The 18,624-nt window shown below is 74.4% G+C and carries 15 protein-coding genes and 1 riboswitch; of the genes, 12 read left to right on the top strand and 3 right to left on the bottom strand.

All coding sequences use genetic code 11. From position 1 onward, the window contains the following. Positions 1–15 precede the first annotated feature (15 nt). Complete coding sequence (locus tag O7606_RS03215; RefSeq protein WP_281597482.1) at positions 16–1,002, bottom strand: helix-turn-helix domain-containing protein; 987 nt, start codon at positions 1,000–1,002, stop codon at positions 16–18. A gap of 988 nt (positions 1,003–1,990) precedes the next feature. Next, positions 1,991–2,950 carry a helix-turn-helix domain-containing protein gene (locus O7606_RS03210; protein ID WP_281597481.1) on the bottom strand — a complete coding sequence of 320 codons (960 nt, stop codon included), beginning with the start codon at positions 2,948–2,950 and terminating at the stop codon, positions 1,991–1,993. Positions 2,951–3,473: 523 nt separating this feature from the next. On the opposite strand from O7606_RS03210, the gene aroB reads away from it, so the two are divergent. The 10 genes from aroB to O7606_RS03160 all read left to right on the top strand — a co-directional run bounded on the left by aroB (position 3,474) and on the right by O7606_RS03160 (position 14,302). After that, on the top strand, positions 3,474–4,523 hold the full coding sequence (aroB, locus tag O7606_RS03205) for a 3-dehydroquinate synthase (RefSeq protein ID WP_281597480.1): 1,050 nt from the start codon (positions 3,474–3,476) through the stop codon (positions 4,521–4,523). 85 nt (positions 4,524–4,608) lie between these two features. Next, positions 4,609–5,844 carry an MFS transporter gene (locus tag O7606_RS03200; protein WP_281597479.1) on the top strand — a complete coding sequence of 412 codons (1,236 nt, stop codon included), beginning with the start codon at positions 4,609–4,611 and terminating at the stop codon, positions 5,842–5,844. Beyond that, entirely contained in the window at positions 5,841–6,752 is a 912-nt protein-coding gene (locus tag O7606_RS03195) for a sugar nucleotide-binding protein (RefSeq protein ID WP_281597478.1), read from the top strand. Before O7606_RS03200 ends, O7606_RS03195 begins: the two co-directional genes overlap by 4 nt. Before the next feature lie 60 nt (positions 6,753–6,812). Continuing rightward, a complete protein-coding gene (locus O7606_RS03190) occupies positions 6,813–8,258 on the top strand; it encodes a trehalose-6-phosphate synthase (RefSeq protein WP_281597477.1) in 1,446 nt (481 codons plus the stop codon). Further along, positions 8,251–9,519: an aminotransferase class III-fold pyridoxal phosphate-dependent enzyme gene (locus O7606_RS03185; protein ID WP_281597476.1), complete on the top strand. Its 1,269-nt coding sequence runs from the start codon at positions 8,251–8,253 to the stop codon at positions 9,517–9,519. Before O7606_RS03190 ends, O7606_RS03185 begins: the two co-directional genes overlap by 8 nt. Then, complete coding sequence (locus O7606_RS03180; RefSeq protein ID WP_281597475.1) at positions 9,516–10,547, top strand: alcohol dehydrogenase catalytic domain-containing protein; 1,032 nt, start codon at positions 9,516–9,518, stop codon at positions 10,545–10,547. Before O7606_RS03185 ends, O7606_RS03180 begins: the two co-directional genes overlap by 4 nt. Beyond that, positions 10,544–11,515: a BadF/BadG/BcrA/BcrD ATPase family protein gene (locus tag O7606_RS03175; protein WP_281597474.1), complete on the top strand. Its 972-nt coding sequence runs from the start codon at positions 10,544–10,546 to the stop codon at positions 11,513–11,515. The genes O7606_RS03180 and O7606_RS03175 overlap by 4 nt, the downstream gene beginning before the upstream one ends. Continuing rightward, the gene (locus tag O7606_RS03170; protein ID WP_281597473.1) at positions 11,512–12,489 is read left to right on the top strand and encodes a sugar phosphate isomerase/epimerase; all 978 of its coding nucleotides are present in this window, start codon (positions 11,512–11,514) and stop codon (positions 12,487–12,489) included. Before O7606_RS03175 ends, O7606_RS03170 begins: the two co-directional genes overlap by 4 nt. Further along, complete coding sequence (locus O7606_RS03165) at positions 12,486–13,583, top strand: sugar phosphate nucleotidyltransferase (protein WP_281597472.1); 1,098 nt, start codon at positions 12,486–12,488, stop codon at positions 13,581–13,583. Before O7606_RS03170 ends, O7606_RS03165 begins: the two co-directional genes overlap by 4 nt. Next, complete coding sequence (locus O7606_RS03160) at positions 13,580–14,302, top strand: HAD family hydrolase (RefSeq protein ID WP_281597471.1); 723 nt, start codon at positions 13,580–13,582, stop codon at positions 14,300–14,302. The genes O7606_RS03165 and O7606_RS03160 overlap by 4 nt, the downstream gene beginning before the upstream one ends. A gap of 51 nt (positions 14,303–14,353) precedes the next feature. On the opposite strand, the gene O7606_RS03155 is transcribed toward O7606_RS03160, so the two are convergent. Then, a complete protein-coding gene (locus tag O7606_RS03155) occupies positions 14,354–16,363 on the bottom strand; it encodes an ABC transporter ATP-binding protein (protein ID WP_281597470.1) in 2,010 nt (669 codons plus the stop codon). Between the two features lie 128 nt (positions 16,364–16,491). On the opposite strand from O7606_RS03155, the gene O7606_RS03150 reads away from it, so the two are divergent. Both O7606_RS03150 and O7606_RS03145 read left to right on the top strand, forming a co-directional pair. Then, positions 16,492–17,286: a helix-turn-helix transcriptional regulator gene (locus O7606_RS03150; protein ID WP_281597469.1), complete on the top strand. Its 795-nt coding sequence runs from the start codon at positions 16,492–16,494 to the stop codon at positions 17,284–17,286. 8 nt (positions 17,287–17,294) lie between these two features. Next, positions 17,295–17,436: riboswitch (cobalamin riboswitch) on the top strand. A 96-nt stretch (positions 17,437–17,532) separates the two neighbouring features. After that, positions 17,533–18,618 (top strand): prenyltransferase/squalene oxidase repeat-containing protein, encoded by a 1,086-nt coding sequence (locus O7606_RS03145; protein WP_281597468.1) that lies wholly within the window; start codon positions 17,533–17,535, stop codon positions 18,616–18,618. The last annotated feature ends 6 nt before the right edge of the window (positions 18,619–18,624 follow it).

Here is an 18,624-nt window from a genome sequence, read left to right as displayed (position 1 = left end):
GCGGGAGAAGTGTTCTCAGGACGCGCGGTTCTGTCGCCTGCGCGCAGCCTCCGGTTGGCGCGGGCGCGCGGTCGCCAGTTGGCGCGGGGTCACGCCGAAGGCGGCCCGGAACCGCTGGGTGAAGAAGCTGGGGTTGGCGAAACCCCAGGCCCGGGCCACCGCCGCGATGGAGGTGTGCCGGGGTCGGTCGGCGGTCAGGTCGGCGCGGGCGCCCCGCAACCGCTGCTCGATGATCGACTGTTCCAGACTCTGCCCCGACTCCTCGTACAACTTGTAGAGGGTCCGTACGGAGATGGCGTTGGCGGCGGCGATGCGCTCCGGGGTCAGGTCCGGATCCCGCAGGTGGTGACGGACGTACGCGCGGACCCGCGCCTGCGTCGAGGAGTGCAGGGCGTCCCGCAGCCGACGGTCCGCGCCGGCGGCGGAAACCACAAGCGCCCGCATCAGGTCGACCGAGGCCGCGCCCAGCTCCGCCGCGCCCGGGCGGTGGGCCAGGGTGTCCGCGTCGGCCGTCACCCGGGCCACATGGTCGCGCACCAGATCGTAGAGCGGGCTGCCGCGCAGCTCCCGGGCCGCCGAATGGATCATGTCGCGGGGCAGGTCGAGGTCGTCCACGTCGACGTGCAGGGCGTAGGAGGCCCCCCGTCCCTTCCAGCCGTAGACGTACGGCACGGACAGGTCGACCAGGAGCAGGTCACGCGGCCCGAACTGGCGCTCCTCGCGGGCCCAGGCGATGTGGTTGTCGGTCCGCATCGGCAGCGCCAGGACGACGGACGTCTCGGTCTCCGCCCGGGACATCTTCGGGGTACGCCGCAGCGTGGTCCCCGAGGCGTCGATGTTGAACACCTTCGCCGGCCCGAAGTCGAAGACCGTCATCCGCGCCTGGATGGCGTCGGGGTCCTCGAACGACGCCATACTGGAGGAACAGTTGGCGCTGACCGTGCTCTGGAACGCCTCGGCGCGTTCCCCGGCCGGCAGCGACCGCGTGTCGAGTACGAGCACGGCCCCTCCCCCATCGTCGGGCACCCCTGTGCCCAGCGGATCCCGCTGCCCCGAGCGGGTCCGCGCCGTACCGTAACGGGAAAGCGAGCCGCCGGATCGGCCGTACGCGCAGGGTTGTCGGCCCTCGCTGCACGCGCGCGGTGGGCCCCGGCGCACGCGTGGGCCTGTCCTCGCCGCACCCGGGCCCGGCGTGGCCGCCTCTCGCTGCGCAGGCGCTCGGCTGTCGCTGCGCGCCGGCACGGCCGCCTCGGCGCTGTGCGCGGCACCGCCGCCTCGGCGCGCGCCGGGAGGGCACCGGTCAAGGGTCGTGCCCGCGGCGCCGGCGGCGGCGGCCCGGGAACAGGTAGTGCTCCGCACAGCCTGTCGAGCTGCCCCAGATATGGGGCACCCGACCGATCGCCTCCCCGGACCTGAGCGCGCAAGCGCACCACCAGGCGGTGACCACCGCCTCCGGAGGAGCAGACAAGGTCCTACCCGGACTGTCGAGCTGCCCCGGATACGGGGCACCGCACACCGGCCCAAGCACCGGAGCCGAGATCGTCGCCGCAGTGGGGACTGCCGGTGCAGGTGGTCGCGGCCCTGCCGGAGCTGGTCGCCGGCATCGGCCCAGCCTGCCGGAGTGGGACTGTCGGCACGGATGCCGAAACCAGGAGACGTCCGGGGTGGAAACCGCGGGGCCAGTGGCGGCGGACGGGCCGGTAGCACAGACGGGGCAGCTCGACAGTGGCTCGCTTGCGATACTCCCGCTGACCCGCTGACCCGCTGACCCGCCGGACCGGAGCCAGCCGGACGGAGTCAGCCGGACGCAGGGCACGCCGGCCGGACGCAGGCCCGCAGAAGGCAGGGCACGCCGCCGGAGGCAGGGCACGCCCCCGGAGGCAGGCAGGCTGGACGCAGGGCACCACAGCCGGAGGGGGACAGGCCAGCGGGTGGGTGAGGGTGGTGGGGGTGGTCGGGTGGGGTGGTGGAGCGGGTGCCGGCGTGCCGGTCAGGCGCGGGCGGCGGCCGACGCGCGCCGCCACTGGCTCGGCGTCATGCCGTACCGGGCCTTGAAGCGGCGGGTGAAGTGGGTGGGGTCGCGGAAGCCCCAGCGGAGGGCGATCACGCCGATCGGCACGTGCTGCCGGTCCGGCTGGGTGAGCTCGTGCCGTACCCGGTGCAGTCGCTCGCTGATGATCCACTGTTCGATGCTGAGGTTCGCTTCGGCGCACACCTTGTAGAGCTGCCGCAGCGAGATGCCGTGTGCCGTGGCGATCGCCGCCGGGGTGAGATCCGGGTCGGCCAGCCGCATCCGGACGAAGGCCCGGACGCGGGTCAACAACGTCTCGGCGCGCACCTGTCGGTGCCGCCCGGAGCGGGCCGCCGAGACCAGCAACGCCCGGGCCAGGTCGATGCTGGCCGCCGCCACCGTCGCCGAGGCCGCGTCGGTGGCGATGCCGGCCGCTCGCCGGCTGAGCTGTGCGATGTGTGCCGTGACCATCGGGTACAGCGGGCTGGCGGCCACCTCGAACGCGGCCCGACGCACCAGGTCGAGCGGGAGACCGAGCTGGTCGTACGGGATCTGCAGGCAGCCGGCGGCCCCGTCGCCCGACCAGGAGAAGTCGTACGCCCCGGACAGGTCCACCACGAGCAGTTCGCCCGGTGGCACGACCCGCTGCCGGGCCCGCTGCTCGATCCGCCCGTCGGCGCGCTGCTGCACCGACAGGGCGATCACCGGCATGCCGTCCTGCCGGGCCAGTTTCGCCGTGCGCAGCAACCGGATGCCGGAGGACCGGTGGGTGAAGATGTTGGCGTTGCCGAGGTCCCACACCTCCATCCGGGCGTGGATGCCACCGTCGGGATTCTCGTGCAGCACGTGGCAGGGGGCGGACGCGTGCATCATCGCCGTGTGCACGGCCTCCACGCGGTCGGGCGCGGGGATGTCCGACGTGTCGAGGACGTACCCCATGGTCTCGCCTCCGGGAGTGGAACGACGCTCCAGTATGCACCGTCCCGCCGAGGGCGTCGGCTGCCGTCGGCGGGGCGACCGCGGCGCCGCCGCCGGCCGGCGGAACGCGTCGGACGACAGGCGCCGAAGCCGGATTTTCCTTGATCCCGTCCGTTCGTCACGCCCTTCACCAGCAACAACGGAGATCAATTAAGTTGTGCTTTGACTCTGACCTTGAGCCGGCGATATGGTCGGAGCCGGGTGGTGATTCGGTCGAGTTGCGGGTTGTCCGGCGGCCTCTAGACTGAGCGACAGGTTGTCGTTAGCAGGAACGTTCCTTGTGACGTGGAGAGCAGATCACGCGTCAGGTTCGATTGGCTTTCACTTTCGAGCCGTGCGCAATCACCGGGGGTGACACATGCTCGGGTACGTTCGGGTGTCGGAACGGGTCGCGTTGCCGCAGGAGTCAGACGACGAGATCAGCACTTCGGTGCGCCGTACGGACGTTTATCGCGTTTCCGTGTGCCAGGACGAATCGGCTCTGGTGCGACGCCTGTGCGAGGACATCGACGGCCGGCGGGTCGCGCTGATAACCGACGACACCGTGGTGGCGCTGCACGCCAACCGACTCGCCGAGAAGTTGGCGCGGGAAGGGGTTCCGGTAACGCTCAGAGCTTTCGAATCGGGTGAGGAAAACAAAAGTCTGCGCACCGCCGCCGACCTGTGGGACTGGCTCGCCGGCACCGAGCTGACCCGCCGGGACATCGTGCTCGGCGTGGGCGGCGGCGTGGTCATCGACACCGTCGGCTGGGTGGCCAGCGCATACATGCGGGGACTGCCCTACATCAATGTGCCTACCACTCTGCTGGCCCAGGTGGACGCGGCTCTGGGCGGCAAGGTCGCCGTCGACCACTCGACCGCGAAGAATCTGATCGGCTCCTTTCACCAGCCGAAGGCTGTCGTCTCCAACGTCGGTTACCTGAGCACGCTCGACAAGCGTCAACTCCGGGCCGGGCTGGCCGAGGCGATCAAGAAGGGCATCATCGCGTCCCCGGATCTGTTCGCGCTGATCGAGCAGCGGCATCCGGCGATCCTGTCCGCCGACGTCGCCGCCACGATGACGCTCGTCCGGGCGGCGAGCGCGATCAAGTGCCGGCTGGTCGCGAAGGACCCGTACGAGGAGGACCTGCGTCGCCCACTCAACCTCGGCCACACCGTCGGGCACGCCGTGGAGACGGTCACCGGCTACGGTCCGGTGCTGCACGGAGAGGCCGTCGCGTTCGGCACCGCCTGCGCCGCCCGCATCGCCGAGGCGCGCGGCCTGCTCGACGCCCGCACCCGACAGCGGATCACCGGCCTGCTGGCCACGGTCGGTCTGCCCACCACGTTGGACACGTTGCCGGCCCGGGTCGATCCGGCCCGTACGGTCGCCGCGCTGGGTCAGATCCGCAAGATCCGCGACGGGCGGCTCCGGTTCGTGCTTCCGGTCGGTCTGGGTGAGACGGTGATCGCCGACGACGTGTCGGACCGGGAGATCCACGCGGCGGTGACGCACCGCGGCGACGGCGCCCACCGGCAGCGGACGGCGGCGTAGGTTTCCGCGCCGCCGACGCGCCGGGCGTCCGGGCGTCCTGCCGGTCGCCCGTGAACAGAAAATGATCAATGCAAGGAGAACAGTGGTGAAACGTGGCGTGGCTTCGGCCGACGGGCTACTGGCCGTAGCCGCCAGTTGGGGGGTCTTCTGGGGTGGCTGGGCTGCCCTGATTCCCGGCATGAAGGCGGATCTCGCGCTGAGCGACCAGCAGCTCGGCTTCGCGTTGTTCGCGATCCCGGTGGGGGCGGTGCCGGCCATGCTCCTCACCGGGCGGCTCGCCCGGCGGCTGCGGCAGCACACCCTGCCGCTGGTGACGGTGGTGTTCGCGCTGGCCGTCGCGTCGACGGCGGTCGCGTCGTCGTACCAGGCGTTCGTCGTCGCGTTGTTCCTGGTCGGCGGGTCCAGCGGCGCGATCGAGGTGGCGCTGAACGCGACCACGGCCGCCTACGAGGCGCGCGACGGCCGCCGGCTGTTCAACCGGGTGCACGCCGCCACGCCGGTGGCGATGCTGGCCGCCGCCCCCGCGGTCGGGCTGGCCCGTCAGGTGGGCGTCCCCACCGAGGCGGTCCTGCTCCTGATCGCGGCGGTGGTGGCGGTCAGCGCGGCGCTGGTGGTGGACCGGCGCGGCTGGCAGGAGCCGGCCGCCGCGCCCGCCGGCGCCCGCCCGCGTCGGCTGCTCGCCCCGTTGCTGCTGGTCGGTGCGATCGGCGCGACCGCGCTGCTGATGGAGAACGCGGTCGAGCAGTGGGGCGCGATCCACCTGGAGCAGCGGCTCGGGGTGGGTCCCCTGGTGGCCAGTCTCGCGCCGGCCACGTACATGGCGGGTCTGGCGATCGGCCGGATGATCGCGCAACGCCACGGCGACCGGGTCAGCGAGCGTCGGCTGTTGATGCTGGGTGGCGCGTTGGGCGGGGTGGGGCTGGCGGTCGGCGCGGCGGCGTGGAGCCCGTGGTGGTCGCTGCTCGGGTTCGGGATCTCCGGTCTCGGCATCGCGCCCGTCCTGCCGACCCTGCTCAGCGCGGCCGGTCGGGCCGCCGGCCCGCAGCGGCGGGCCACCGCGATCTCGGTGGTCACGATCGTCGGGTACGCGGGTTTCCTGTCCAGTCCCCCGCTGGTGGGCGTGCTCGCCGGCGGGTTGGGCCTGCGGACGGCATTGACGCTGGTGGCGCTCGGCGGCGCGGTGCTGGTGGTCGGCGCGCAGGTCACCCGGATGCTGTCGGCCCCGGCCGGCGGGCCGGGCGGCGCGGAGTCGCCCGCCCTCAGCGGGGCGCGGGCGGCCGAACCGGGGCAGGGCGACGGCGGAGGGGGACGGACGGGGTGAGCGGTCGACCACGGGTGCTGATCATGGGGTCGGGCTTCATCGCCGGCCACGTCGGGCAGCGGCTGCGCGCCCTCGGGCACGCCGTCACCATCAGCTCGCGGCGTCGCCCGTCGACGCCGGAGACCCGGCAGCTCGACTGGTCACCGGTCGACGTGGTGGACCGGGACCAGGTACGTGAGCTGGTAGACGCCGTACGGCCGGACGCGGTGGTGACCGTGCACGGTCCCTCGGACATCACCTGGTGCGAGGAGAACGCGGCGCAGGCCATGGCCGCCCACCTGGGCAGCGCCCGGCACCTCGCCGAGGTCCTGGCCGGTCGCCGGGTGGTGATGATCTCGACGGACAACGTCTTCCCGGGCCGCCGGGACTCGTGCGGGGAGTCCGAGCCCACCGAGCCGGCCAACGTGTACGGCCGGGCGAAGCTCGCCGCCGAGCGGGAGCTGCTGCGCGACCGCGCGGACGCGTTGGCGTTGCGGGTGAGCCTGGTCTACGGCTGGGACTCCGCCGGCCTGCGGCCCAACTTCTTCACCACCTGCGTGGAGCTGCTGCGCGCGGGTCGTCCGGTGCCGGTGCCGGACGACCACTGGAACACCCCCGTCCTGGTGGACGACGTGGCCGCCTGGACGACGGCGCTGCTCGACTCCCCGCACACCGGGGTCGTGCATCTCGGCGGGCCCCGGCGGCTGAGCAGGCTCGCCTGGGCCCGACACGTCGCCGAGCGCGTCGACGCCGACCCGGGGCTGCTCCGGCCGGTCCCCCGGCGCGACACCCGGTACGCGTGCCGCCCGCGCAACGCGTGTCTGCACAGTGAGCGGGCCGGTGACCTTCCCGAGTTGCGGGGCCTGCGGCCGGTGGACGTGCTCACCGCCACCACCCGGTTGATTGAGGCGGGGCCGCCACCGAGCTGACCGGGACGGCCCCGCGCTGATCGAGACGGATCGAGCTGATCGAGACAGGAGGAGACCACGGTGACCGAACAGCATCTGTTCCTGGCCAGCAAGCGGGCTGCCGTGACGTACGCCCCGGACCCGGAGACCGGGGCGCTGCGCTCCTGGCTCGCGCCCGGCGGCACCGGCAACGTCGTGGCCGAGCAGGCGGGCGTGCTGCACGTCTCCTGGATCGCCAGCGCGGACTCCGACGACGACCACCGCGCCGCCGCCGAGAACCCGGACGGCCTGCCGATGACGCTGCCGTCCGGGCGGGAGATCCAGGTGCGGCTGCTGCGGCACGACCGCGAGACGTTCACGGTGGTGCAGGACTTCCTCACCGCCGAGCTGCTGTGGGCGGCGAACAACTACGGCTGGGACAGATGGACCACGCCGACCTTCGACGCGCGGACGTACGACGCGTTCGAGCGGTTCGAGGAGTTCACCCGGGACTTCGCCGACGCGCTGCTCACCGCCTCCGCCGGGGTCGACGAGCCGGTCTACCTGGTGCACGACTACCAACTGATCGGCGTGCCGGCGCGGCTGCGCGAGCAGCGGCCGGACGCGCCGGTCCTGCTGTTCGTGCACATCCCCTGGCCGTCGGCCGACTACTGGCGGGTGCTGCCCCGGCCCGCGCGGACGACGCTGCTGGAAGGCATGCTGGCCTCCACCACGATCGGTTTCTTCGCCGACCGGTGGACCCGCAACTTCCTGGACTGCGTGGCCGACCTGGTGCCCGACGCCACCGTCGACCGGGAGTCCGGGGTGGTCCGCTGGCGGGGCCGGCGCTGCCACGTCCGGACGATGCCGCTGGGCTACAGCCCGCTGGCCCTGCGGGGCCGCCGGCCCCGGCTGCCCGAGGGGGTCGCGGAGTGGGTCGGGGACGCGCCGCTGGTGGTGCACAGCGGACGTACCGATCCGATGAAGAACGCGGAGCGCGCGGTGCAGGCGTTCCACCTGGCGGTGCGCTCCGACGAGCGGCTGCGCGGGGCCCGGATGCTGGTGCGGATGAACCCCAACCGGTTGTACGTGGCGGCGAACGCCGACTACGTGCGTCGGGTGGAGGCGGCGGTCGCCAAGGTCAACGCCGAGCTGGGCGCGGAGGTGGTGCGTACCCACTGCGACAACGACGTGGACCACAGCATCGGCTGTCTGCGCCGGGCCGACCTGGTAATGATCAACTCCACGGTCGACGGGCAGAACCTCACCGCCTTCGAGACGCCGCTGGTCAACACCCGCGACGCCGACGTGATCCTGTCGGAGAGCTGCGGGGCCGCCGAGGTCCTCGGTCCGGTGTGCCGGGTGGTCAACCCGTTCGACGTGGTGGAGCAGGCCGAGGCGATCGTGGCCGGCCTGACCGCGTCCGCCGGGGAACGCGCCGACGCCGCGCGCCGACGCCGGGAGGTCGCCGAGCCGTGGACGGTGGAGACCTGGGTACGCGCGCAGTTGGCGGGGCTGGACGACGACCACCGGGACCGGCATGAGTGAGCTGCCCGGCGGCCCCGGACAGGTGGCGCAGTACCAGCTCGGCGACGCGGTGCTGGTCGGCGGGGAGGGTCTGCGCGCCTGGGACAGCGCCGGCCGCGAGTACCTCGACTGTGTCTCCGGCACCTTCAACCTGCTGCTCGGCTACCAGCATCCGGAGATCGTGGCGGCGGTCCGGGAGCAGAGCGAACGGTTGATCTTCGCCAGCTCGTCGTTCCAGACCGAGGCCACCAACGAGGTCATGCAGGAGCTGGTCAGGATCAGCCCGCCCAACCTGACCCGGGTCAACCTGCGCAGCTCGGGCGGCTCCACCGCCAACGAGGGCGCCATCAAGATCGCCCAGCACCTGACCGGGCGGCGGGACGTGATCGTGCCGTTCCGTGGCCACCTGGGTCAGACGGTGGCCGCCACCAGCCTCAACGGCACCAGCCGGATGCGCGCGCCGTTCCCGTACGCGCTGGCCGGCGGGGTGCGGGTGCCGGAGCCGTACTGCTTCCGGTGCTTCTACCGCCAGCACCCGGACTCGTGCGGGTTCTGGTGCGTGCAGCGCATCGACGACTTCATCGACTACGCCAGCTCCGGCAGCGTGGCCTGCCTGATCATCGAGCCGATCAGCGGGGTGGGCGGGAACGTGGTGCCGCCGGACGGCTACCTCGACGAGCTGCGGGCGTTCTGCGACGCCCGCGGGATCGTGCTGATCTTCGACGAGATCCAGACCGCGTTCGGCCGTACCGGGCAGATGTTCGCCGCCGACCACTTCGGCGTGCAGCCGCACATGATGACCGTCGCGAAGGGGCTCACCGGCAGCGGGCTCTCGCTCGCCGCGATCCTCACCGAGGAACGGATGGCGGACTGGGACCGCAGCCTGCACGGTTTCACCTTCGGCGGGCACACGCTGGCCGCCGCCGCCGCCGCGAAGACCCTGGAGATCGTGCAGCGTCCCGGCTTCCTGGAGAACGTACGGGCCAGCGGCGCGGTGCTGCTGGACCGGCTGCGGGCCCTCCAGGGGGACCATCCCGTGATCGGTGACGTGCGCGGGGTCGGGCTGATGCTCGGCGTGGAGCTGGTCGAGCCGGACGGCAGCCGGGGCGTCGGCAGGGCGCAGGCGTTCCAGCGCGCGCTGCACCGGCGGGGCGTCATCACCCGGGTCTCCGAGCACGGCCTGGGCAACGTCATCGAGCTGCGTCCGCCGCTGATCCTCTCCCCGGCGGACGCGCACCTCGTCGCCGACCGGTTCGGCGAGGCGCTGGACGACGTGCCGTGAGGTGCGTCCTGGCGGCCGACGGCCCCCGGCTGACGACCGACCCGCCGCGCCGGCCGCCCGGCGAGCACGCGGTGCGCGTACGCGTCGAGCTCGTCGGGTTGTGCCGGTCGGACCTCAAGGAGGTCGCCGGCGAGCGGCACGGGCCCAGCCAGTTCGGGCACGAGATCGTCGGCGTGGTGGAGGAGTCCACGCTCGCCGCCCTCCCGCCGGGCCGGCGGGTCGGCCTGGACCCGAACGTCCCGGTGGACCGGGGCACCGGTTTCGCCACCGCCATGTGGGCGGCCGGGCCGGCGGACCTGCTGGTCGCGGCCCTGCCGGTGGTGCCGGCGGACGGCGACCCGAGACGGCTGGTCTTCGCCGAGCCGCTGGCGTGCGCGGCGCACTGCCTGCGGGCGGCGACCGGGCACCTCGGCCGGGGCCTGGGATCCCTGCGGGTCGCCGTGCTCGGCGCGGGGACGGCCGGCGTGCTCATCGCCGGGGCGGCCCACGCGCAGGGCGCCGAGGTGGCGCTCGGCAACCGCAGCGCCGACCGCACCACGTTCCTGCGGCGACGCCGGGTCCTCGACGTGCCGGTGGGCGCGCTGACCGACCTGCCGTCGGACGACGTGGACCTGGCCGTGGTGGCGACGAGCTTCGTGCTCCCCGAGGTGCTGGCGCACGCCCTGCGGGTGGTCCGGCCCGGCGGGCTGGCGCTGCTGTACGGCGGCACCGCGCCCGGCGACCGGCTGCCCGGCCTGGACTGCGACCTGGACACGGTCCGTCGGGCCGAGGCCGCCGTCGCCACCTGCTGGCAGGGCAAGCCGGTACGGGTGGGGGGCAGCTACGGCACCGCTCCGCAGGACTTCGCGGCGGCCGTCGGGCTGCTGACCGGGCCCGACCCGGCCACGCTCCCGGTGGAACGCATGATCACGAACGAGATTCCGCTCACCGACCTGGCGGACGTGCTGCGGGAGCAGGCCGCCGGGCGTCGGCTCGGCAAGACGGTGGTCTGGCCCGACCGGCCGCCACCTTCGGGAGGCGCACGATGACATCTCGTACGACGAGGCTCTGGGCCGTCGACGCGGGCGGCACCGCGACGAAAGCCCTGCTGGACGACGGTAACCGCTGGTCGGTCGGGTCGGTGAACCCGGCCTCGGTGGGCGCGCCCGCCGCCGACGCCGACCTGCTCGGGCTGTTCAGGACGATCGCCGAGCGGACCGGCGGCCAGCCGACCCGGGGCTGGCTGGCGACGGCTACCCTGGACGCCGACGCGCCACGTGCCGTGGTGGACCACCTGGCCGGGCTCGCCCGGGCCGCCGGGCTGACCGGCGAGCTGGTCGTCTCCCGGGACGTCCTTCCGCTGCTGGTGGCCCGTCCGCTGGGTGGGCGGGGGGTGGCCGTGGTGTGCGGCACGGGGACGGCTTTCCTGGCCGGCGACGGGGCCGCCGCCCCGCTGTCCGTGGGCGGATGCGAGTACCTCGGCAGCGACGAGGGCAGCGCCTTCGCGATCGGCCTGGACGGCCTGCGGGCCGCCGTGCGGGCCAGCGACGGCCGGGGCGCGCCGACGGCCCTCACCGCGGCCCTGACCGGGGCCGGCGGCGGCACCGTGCAGGACCTGGCCCGCGCCCTGGCCGGGCAGCCGTTCCCCAAGGCGGCGGTGGCCGCGTTGGCGGCGGCGGTCACCCGCTGCTGGCTCGACGGCGACGCGGTCGCCGGGGCGGTGGTCCGCGGCGCCCTCGACCACCTGGTCGACGGGGTTCGGGCGGCGCGGGACCGGGCCGGGCTGGACGGGGACTGGTCGGCGACGCTGGCCGGCGGGGTGTTCCGGGGCTGCCCCGAGTTCGCCGACGTGCTGCGTCGACGACTCGTCGACGAGTTGGGCGCGGACGGCGACCCGGCGGTCGTCGACGACCCGGTCGACGTCGTCCTGCGGGCGCTGCGGGACGTCGGCGACCGCGTCCCGGCGGCCCTGGCCGACCGGTGGGTGTGGGTCCGACCGTTGGGAGGTGGGCGGTGACGACCGCGCAGCAGTGGACGGGGCCGGTCCGGCTGGGTCTGTGTCTGGCGGCGTTCGCCCCGGCCGGCCTGACCGGGGCGTTGGCCGCCGCCGGCCGGGTCGGGGTCGACGTCGTCGACCTGCCGGCGGACAGCACGTTCGGCCTGGTCGACGCCGAGCGGCTGGACGACCCCGCCCACCACCGGGAGCTGCTGGCCGCGACGAGGGCGGCCGGGGTGACCGTCGGGTGCGTCAGCAACAGCCGCGACACCCAACTCCTGCTCGGCCCGCACGGCCCGCACACCGACCCGGTGCTCGCCGGCCCGGCCGACGAGAAACGGGCGTACGGGCTGCGGGCGGCGCTGGGCACCGTCCGGCTGGCCGCCGGGCTGGGCGTGCCCTCGGCCCGGCTGATGCTGGGCGTGCCGGACCTGGGCCGCTGGTTGTCCTGGTGGGGCAGCGAGGTGAGCTGGCAGGACAACGTCGCCGCGTGGGCGCGGGCCGCCGAGCCGGTGCTGCGGCTGGCCGCCGGGCTGGGGGTGCGCGTCCTGGTCGAACCCCACCCCAAGCAGGTCGCCTACGACCCGGCCAGCGCGCGGGCGCTGCTGGCGGCGGCGGCCGGGGTGGGGTTGTGCGTCGACCCGGCGAACCTGGCCGCGGTCGGGCACGACCCGGTCGACGCGGTACGCGGCTGGGGCGACGACCTGGCCGCCGTACACGCCAAGGATCTTCAGACCTGGCGGCGGTCGACGGACCCGGGCGGGCCGGGCTGGTCACGGTACGGGCCGGGGCCGGCGATCCGGTTCCGGGCGTTGGGCTCGGGCGAGCTGCCCTGGCCGGCGATCGTCGCGGCGCTGCTGGACGAGAACTACCGGGGAGTGGTGTACGTGGAACACGAGGACGCCCTGCTGCCGACGACCCAGGGGGTGACGAACTCGGTGGCGCTGCTGCGCCGGCTGCTGCCCTCGTCGAGTCCGCAGGGGAGGACGTGGTGAGCCTCGACGGGGTACGCGCCGCGCTGCTGGCCGGCGGTCTGGGCGAGCGGATGGGGCCCCTCACCGCGCGGGCCTGCAAACCGCTCGTGCCGTACGCGGCGTCCTGCCGGCTGGTGGACTTCAGCGTGGCCAACGCGGTGCGCTCCGGGGTGCCCGAGCTGGTGCTGATGTCGCTGCACCGGGAGGGCGACCTGGTGCGGCACCTGATGGCGCACTGGGACGACCGGCCGGGCACCCGGCTCCACTTCGGCCCGAACGACGAGCTGCTGCGGTCGGCGGGTCCGCCCGCGCCGGGCGGGTCGCTGCCCGAGCGTCCCGCCGAACGGGGCACGGCGGACGCGTTGTCGACCAACGCGGAGTGGATCTTCGCGCCCGGGGCGCGTGACCTGCTGGTGCAGCACGCCGACCACGTCTACCTGCTGGACTACGCGCCGATGGTGGCGGCGCACCGGGCGTCCGGCGCCGACTGCACCATCGGCGTGCAGCGCATCGAACGGCGGTACGTGAAACTGTTCGGGATGGTCGACGTGGACGACGACCTGCGGGTCCGCCGGCTGGTCGAGAAACCGCCGGAGCCGACGTCCGACCTGGTCTTCACGGCGTTCTGCCTGTTCCGGGTGGACGCCCTGCGGGAGGTCCTGGCCGAGCTGGTCGCCCTCGGCGACGACGGCTGGCAGCACGACATCAGCCGGGACGTGGTGCCCCGGATGATCGCGCAGGGCCGACTGGTGTCGGCGTTCCCGATCCCCGGCTACTGGGCCGACATCGGCACCGTCGACCGCTACCACTCCGAGCAGCTCAAGCTGCTGGAACTGCCGATGGACCCGGAGCTGCTGCCACGTACGCTCGCCGCCGCCGCGCCGCGCTACCGGTCCGATATCGACAGCCTGGTCGGGGCGGAGATCCCGGCCGGGGCGGTCGTCGCGCGGAGCGTGCTGCATCCCGGCGCCCGCATCGAGCCGGGCGCCACGGTGCTGCGGTCGGTGGTGCTGCCCGGCGCGACGGTGCCCGACGGCGTGACGGTGAGCGACAGCATCGTCCTGGCCGGCGAGACCCTCGCCGCCGACCGGCGCGGGCTGGCGGAGCTGTCATGACCACCACCGACGGCGCCGCGCGGCGGTTCGACGCCGTGCTGTTCGACTTCTCCGGCACGCTGTGCGACGACGGCGCGGTGCTGACGCCCGCCGGGGTACGCGCGCAGGCGGCGGCCCGGGGCGTCGAGCTGGACGAGGCACGGGCCGGGCGGCTCATCGAGACGCTGCTGGCCACCGTGGACTCCCCGGAGGGGCTGGCCGCGCGGGAGGGCTGCGACCGGTCGGCGCGGCAGCACCACGCGGTGTGGACCCGGCTGATGACCTCCGCCGCCGACGGTTTCCAGCCCGGCGTCGCCCCGGAGACGCTGGCCGAGTCCGCGTACGCCTGCCTGACCGACCCGGGGTCGTGGCCCGCCTACCCGGACACCGTCGAGGTGCTGACCGGACTGCACGGCGCGGGCCTGCGGCTGGGGGTGGTGAGCAACATCGGCTGGGACGTCCGGCCGACCTTCGACCGGATCGGCGTCGGGAAGCTGATCGGCTCGTACGCGCTCTCCTGCGAGCAGGGCGCGGTCAAGCCGGAGCCCGAGCTGTTCGAGCGGGCGTGCGCGGAGCTGGGCGTGCCACCGGGGCGGACGCTGTTCGTCGGCGACGACCCGGTCAAGGACGGCGCGGCGGCCCGGCTCGGGATGGCCGTCTACCTCCTGCCCACGCCCCGACGGCCCGACCGCCCCCGGGGCCTGCGCGCCGTCCTGGCGCTGACCGCCGCGGACCGGTGACGGGGCCGCGTTCAGGGCAGCGGCGGCTGACCGGGCCGCCCGACGGGGCGTTCAGGTGGCGGCGGGCTGGCGGGGCGCGGGTGGGGCGGACGCGGCCCGGGTGGTGTCGTAGCCGGCGGCCTGGAGGCCGAACAGCTCGGCGTACCGGCCGCCGGCGGCGATGAGCTGGTCGTGGCTGCCGGACTCGACGACCCGGCCGTGGTGCAGGACGTGAATGTGGTCGGCGTGCCGGACGTTGGCGAGCCGGTGGGTGACGAGGATGGTGACGGCGCGCCCCTGACGGTCCCGGATGGCCTGGAAGAGGGCGTCCTCGGCGCGGGGATCCAGCGCGGACGATGGCTCATCCATGATCAGCACGTCCGCGTCGCGGAGGAAGCCACGGGCGGCCGTGACGCGTTGCCACTGCCCGCCGGAGAGGTCCTGGCCACCGGCGAAGGTCCGGTCGAGCAGCGTGTCGTAGCCGTGCGGCAGGTCGGTGATCATGTCGTGGGCGACCGCGCGCCCGGCGGCGGTCTCGATGCTGTCCCGGGTGGTGACGGCGGTGACGTCGCCGATGGCGATGTTCGTGGCGGCGGTGAACGGCCACCGGTAGAACTCCTGGGTGACGACGGCGATGCGGGCCCGCAACGCCTCGACGCCCCAGTCGGCGACCGGCCGGCCGTTGTAGCGGACCTGCCCGCTGGTGGGCGCGCGCAGAGTCGCGATCACGGTGGCCAGGGTGGACTTTCCGGAGCCGTTCTCGCCGACGAACGCCACCGTCTGGCCGGCCGTGACGGTCAGGCTGACCTGGTCGACGGCCGGGGCGTCGCGGTCGGGGTAGCGGAGACTGACCGCGTCGACGGTGATCTCCCGCAGCCGGTCCGTCGGCGGCGTCCGGTCTACCGGCGGCGTCCGGTCTACCGGGCCGGTGGCCGCCGGCAGGTAGTCGGCGGCGCGGGTCATGAAGCCGGTGTAGTCGCGGAAGTGCTGCCCCTCGGTGTACACCCGGTCGACCTGGAAGGTGACCGCGGCCAGCGACCGCTGCGCGGTCTGGATCGCGATGACGCAGGTCGCGGCGGCGGCGAGGGGGATCTGCCCGTCGACGAGCAGCAGGCCGAGCAGCACGTAGACCACGGTGACGGCGACCCCGCCGGTCATCGCGCCGACCGTGGTGGTCGTGGTGACCCGCCGGGCCAGCGCGAGCTGGATACCGGTCTCGACAGCCATCACCCGGTCGTACTGGTCGAGCAGGAACTCACGCAGCCGGTAGGAGCGCAGCTCGGCGGCGGAGTCACGCTCGGCCATCAGCCGGTGCAGCAGCCACAGCCGCCGACGCCGGACCGAACCGGCGGCGTACGTCTGGTAGCTCAGGTGCCCGGCGCGCAGCGACGCCCACGCGTTCGGCACGGTGGCCACCAGCAGCGCGAGCAGCAGCAACGGGTGGATCACCAGCACGGCGACGGCCACGGCGAGGACGCCGCTGAGGCCGGCGAGCAGGTTCGTCGACGCCTGCACCAGGCCGGTGGTGGAGTCCGCGCCACGGGAGGCGCGTTCCATGTCGTCGGCGAACGCGTCGGCGTCGAACGCCTCCAGCCGTACTGCCGTGGTGACCTCGAACAGGCCCCGTTCGACCTCGCGGTCCACCTTGGGCGTGAGGCCGTTCTGCGCGTACCCCGTCGCGGCGGCCATCCCGGCGCGCAGCGCGGTCACCGCTGCGAGGGCGACCAGGGCCGGCAGCGCGGCGCGGACCTTGTCGGCGGTGGGCCCGCCGGCGAACAGCTCCACCAGCACCCGCTGCGCGGCGATCAGCCCGAACGCCGACATCGCGCCGGCGAACAGCGTCGTGACGCCGACGATCGTGGTGCGGACCCGGTCGGCCCGCCAGCTCACCCGCAGGGCGGCCCGGATCAGGCGCGGCAGCTCGGAGAAGACGGCGAACACGCCGGCCTGGGCACGGGCCCGCACGCCGGTCTCCCACCACATCTCGCGCAGCTCCGGCAGCACCGGATCGTCAGGCGTCGGATCGCCGGCCGCCGACGCGGGCGGGGCGGCCGGTCGGTCGGGGTGGCCGGTCGTGAACATGCAGGGACGGTATGCGCCCGCCGGGTCGACACGCCCGCAACGCCGGGCGACGACATTGTCGGCAGATGGTCACCCGGGGTGGTTACCGTGTCGGCTCATCGTGACCGCGGCGACCGGGGGTGGCGGCGATGGGTGGGCCCGACGAGATCACCGCCGCCCGCCGCGCGCTCGGCCGGCACCTCGCCCACCTGCGCAGGGCCGCCGGCCACACCCAGCACGGCCTGGCCCGGCTCGTGCAGTACGGGCGCAGCTCGGTGGCGAACACCGAGACCGGCCGCCAGCATCCCGAGCGGTCGTTCTGGAGCCGGTGCGACACGGTGCTGCGGACCGGTGGCGTGCTGGCCGCCGAGCACGACCGCATCGCCGGCCTGGACGACCGACGGCGACGCCGTCCGGCGGCCCGCGCCGACGACCACGCCGCGCTCTGGGAGCACCGGACGCACATCGACGCCCACCGGTCGGCGTTGACGGACACCGCCGACGCCGACGCCCGGTTGGCGCGCCTGGAGGACGAGGTGCGGCAGGCGGTGGCCGACCGGGGGCGCTGCCCGCCCGCCACCCTGGTGGCCCGGCTGCGTCCGCTGCGGATCTGCGTGGACCAGCTCATGGCCACCCGGCAGCATCCGCCGCAACGCGTCCGCCTCTACACCGCCGCCGCCCGGCTGGCCGCGCTGCTGGCCGTCCTCGCCGTCGACCTGCGCGCCGTCCCGGTCGCCCGCGCCTACGCGGCCGAGGCCCTCGACCTGACCCGGGCCGCCTACCGGACCGAACCGCAGGCCAGAGCCGTTCACCGGACGGAACCGCAGGCCAGGGCCGCCTACCGGGCCGAACCGCAGGCCGGGGACGGGCCGCCGGGCAGGCCGGGCCGCGGGCCCGACATGCCGTCACCGTCCGCTCGCGACAGACGACGCGTTGACAGGTGACGGCCGCCCGGCAAGACTGTCGGCACAACTGCATCGCGTGTACGTGCGGGGGAAGTCCGGTCGAAGTCCGGCGCTGGCCCGCAACGGTAGGCCGTCGAGGTGACACCTCGGTGGCGAGCCCGAATACCCGTCGTACCCGCCTGTCCGCTCCCCCACCCGTCGTGGCCCACGGGTCGGAGTCCCGATCGCGCGCCGCTGCCGTTGGTCGGGGTTTCTGACGACCGCCGGGCCGGAAAGGCGCTTCCGATGGTCGTCCGCCTCAGCCGGCACCACCTGCTCGCCCTGTTCTGCGGCGTGTTCTCCGCCGTCACCCTCGCCGCGCCCGCCGTCGCCGTTCCAGCCGTCGCCGGCTCTGTCGCCACCACCCCGGTCGCCACCGTCGAGCGGACGGGGGTGACCCGTCCGGACGCCGCCGCCGGGTGGCTGGCCCGCCAACTCGTCGACGGGGAACGCTTCGAGACCGTCTTCGACGGCGTCGCCTACCCGGACCAGGGTCTCACCCTGGACGCGGTGTTCGCCTTCGCCGCCGCCGGGGTCGCCGACGACCACGGCGCGCGGGCGCTGGCCTGGGTCACCCGGCCGGACGTCCGCGACGGCTACCTCGGCGACGGCGACGCCGAGGCGTACGCGGGCGCCACGGCCAAACTCGCGCTCGCCGTCGCGGCGCGCGGCGGCGACCCGACCGACGTGGGCGGGGTGGACCTGGTCGACCGGCTCCGCTCCCTCCAGCAGCCCGGCGGACGGTTCGCCGACCGCTCGGCGTACGGCGACTACAGCAACGCGTTCAGCCAGTCGTTCGCGATCCTCGCGCTGCGCCGTACCGGGCCGGGCGTGCCGCCGGAGGCGGCCACCTGGCTGGCCGGCACCCGGTGCGCCGACGGCGGCTACCCGCTGCTGCCGGCGCAGCCGACCTGCGTGTCGGACGTGGACGCCACCGCGCTGGCGACGCAGGCGCTGCGGGCGGCCGGCCGCTCCGCCGACGCCGACGCCGGGCTGGCCTGGCTGCTGTCCGTGCAGCGCCCCGACGGCGGCTTCGCCAACGGGGCCGGCACGGCGAACGCGAACAGCACCGGGCTCGCCGCGCAGGCGCTGCGCGCCGGGCACCGCCCGCTGGCCTGGGCGCGGGCCCGGGGGTTCCTGGCCCGGCTCCAGGTGGGCTGCGCCGGCGCGCCGGCCGACCGGGGCGCCGTCGACTTCGACGGGGGCGCTTTCGACCGCGACACCGCCACCCGGGCCACCGCCCAGGCCGTCCTCGGCCTGACCGGAGTCGGGTACGACCACGTGTCCAGCGCCGACGCCACGGTGGGCGCGCCGCTGCCCACCTGCCCGTGAGCCGTC

The sequence above is a fragment of the Micromonospora sp. WMMD882 genome, assembly GCF_027497255.1.
Classification (GTDB): Bacteria; Actinomycetota; Actinomycetes; order Mycobacteriales; family Micromonosporaceae; genus Micromonospora.
Note: the sequence above shows the minus strand (reverse complement) of the source record. Positions and strands in the feature narration are given on the sequence as shown.

What these genes read in the sequence shown, in the direction of transcription:
- O7606_RS03210 (WP_281597481.1), bottom strand. Translation starts at nt 2,950, where the DNA reads ATGGGGTACGTCCTCGACACGTCGGACATCCCCGCGCCCGACCGCGTG.
- O7606_RS03185 (WP_281597476.1), top strand. Translation starts at nt 8,251, where the DNA reads ATGAGTGAGCTGCCCGGCGGCCCCGGACAGGTGGCGCAGTACCAGCTC.
- O7606_RS03150 (WP_281597469.1), top strand. Translation starts at nt 16,492, where the DNA reads ATGGGTGGGCCCGACGAGATCACCGCCGCCCGCCGCGCGCTCGGCCGG.
- O7606_RS03145 (WP_281597468.1), top strand. Translation starts at nt 17,533, where the DNA reads ATGGTCGTCCGCCTCAGCCGGCACCACCTGCTCGCCCTGTTCTGCGGC.
- O7606_RS03175 (WP_281597474.1), top strand. Translation starts at nt 10,544, where the DNA reads ATGACATCTCGTACGACGAGGCTCTGGGCCGTCGACGCGGGCGGCACC.
- O7606_RS03155 (WP_281597470.1), bottom strand. Translation starts at nt 16,363, where the DNA reads ATGTTCACGACCGGCCACCCCGACCGACCGGCCGCCCCGCCCGCGTCG.
- O7606_RS03160 (WP_281597471.1), top strand. Translation starts at nt 13,580, where the DNA reads ATGACCACCACCGACGGCGCCGCGCGGCGGTTCGACGCCGTGCTGTTC.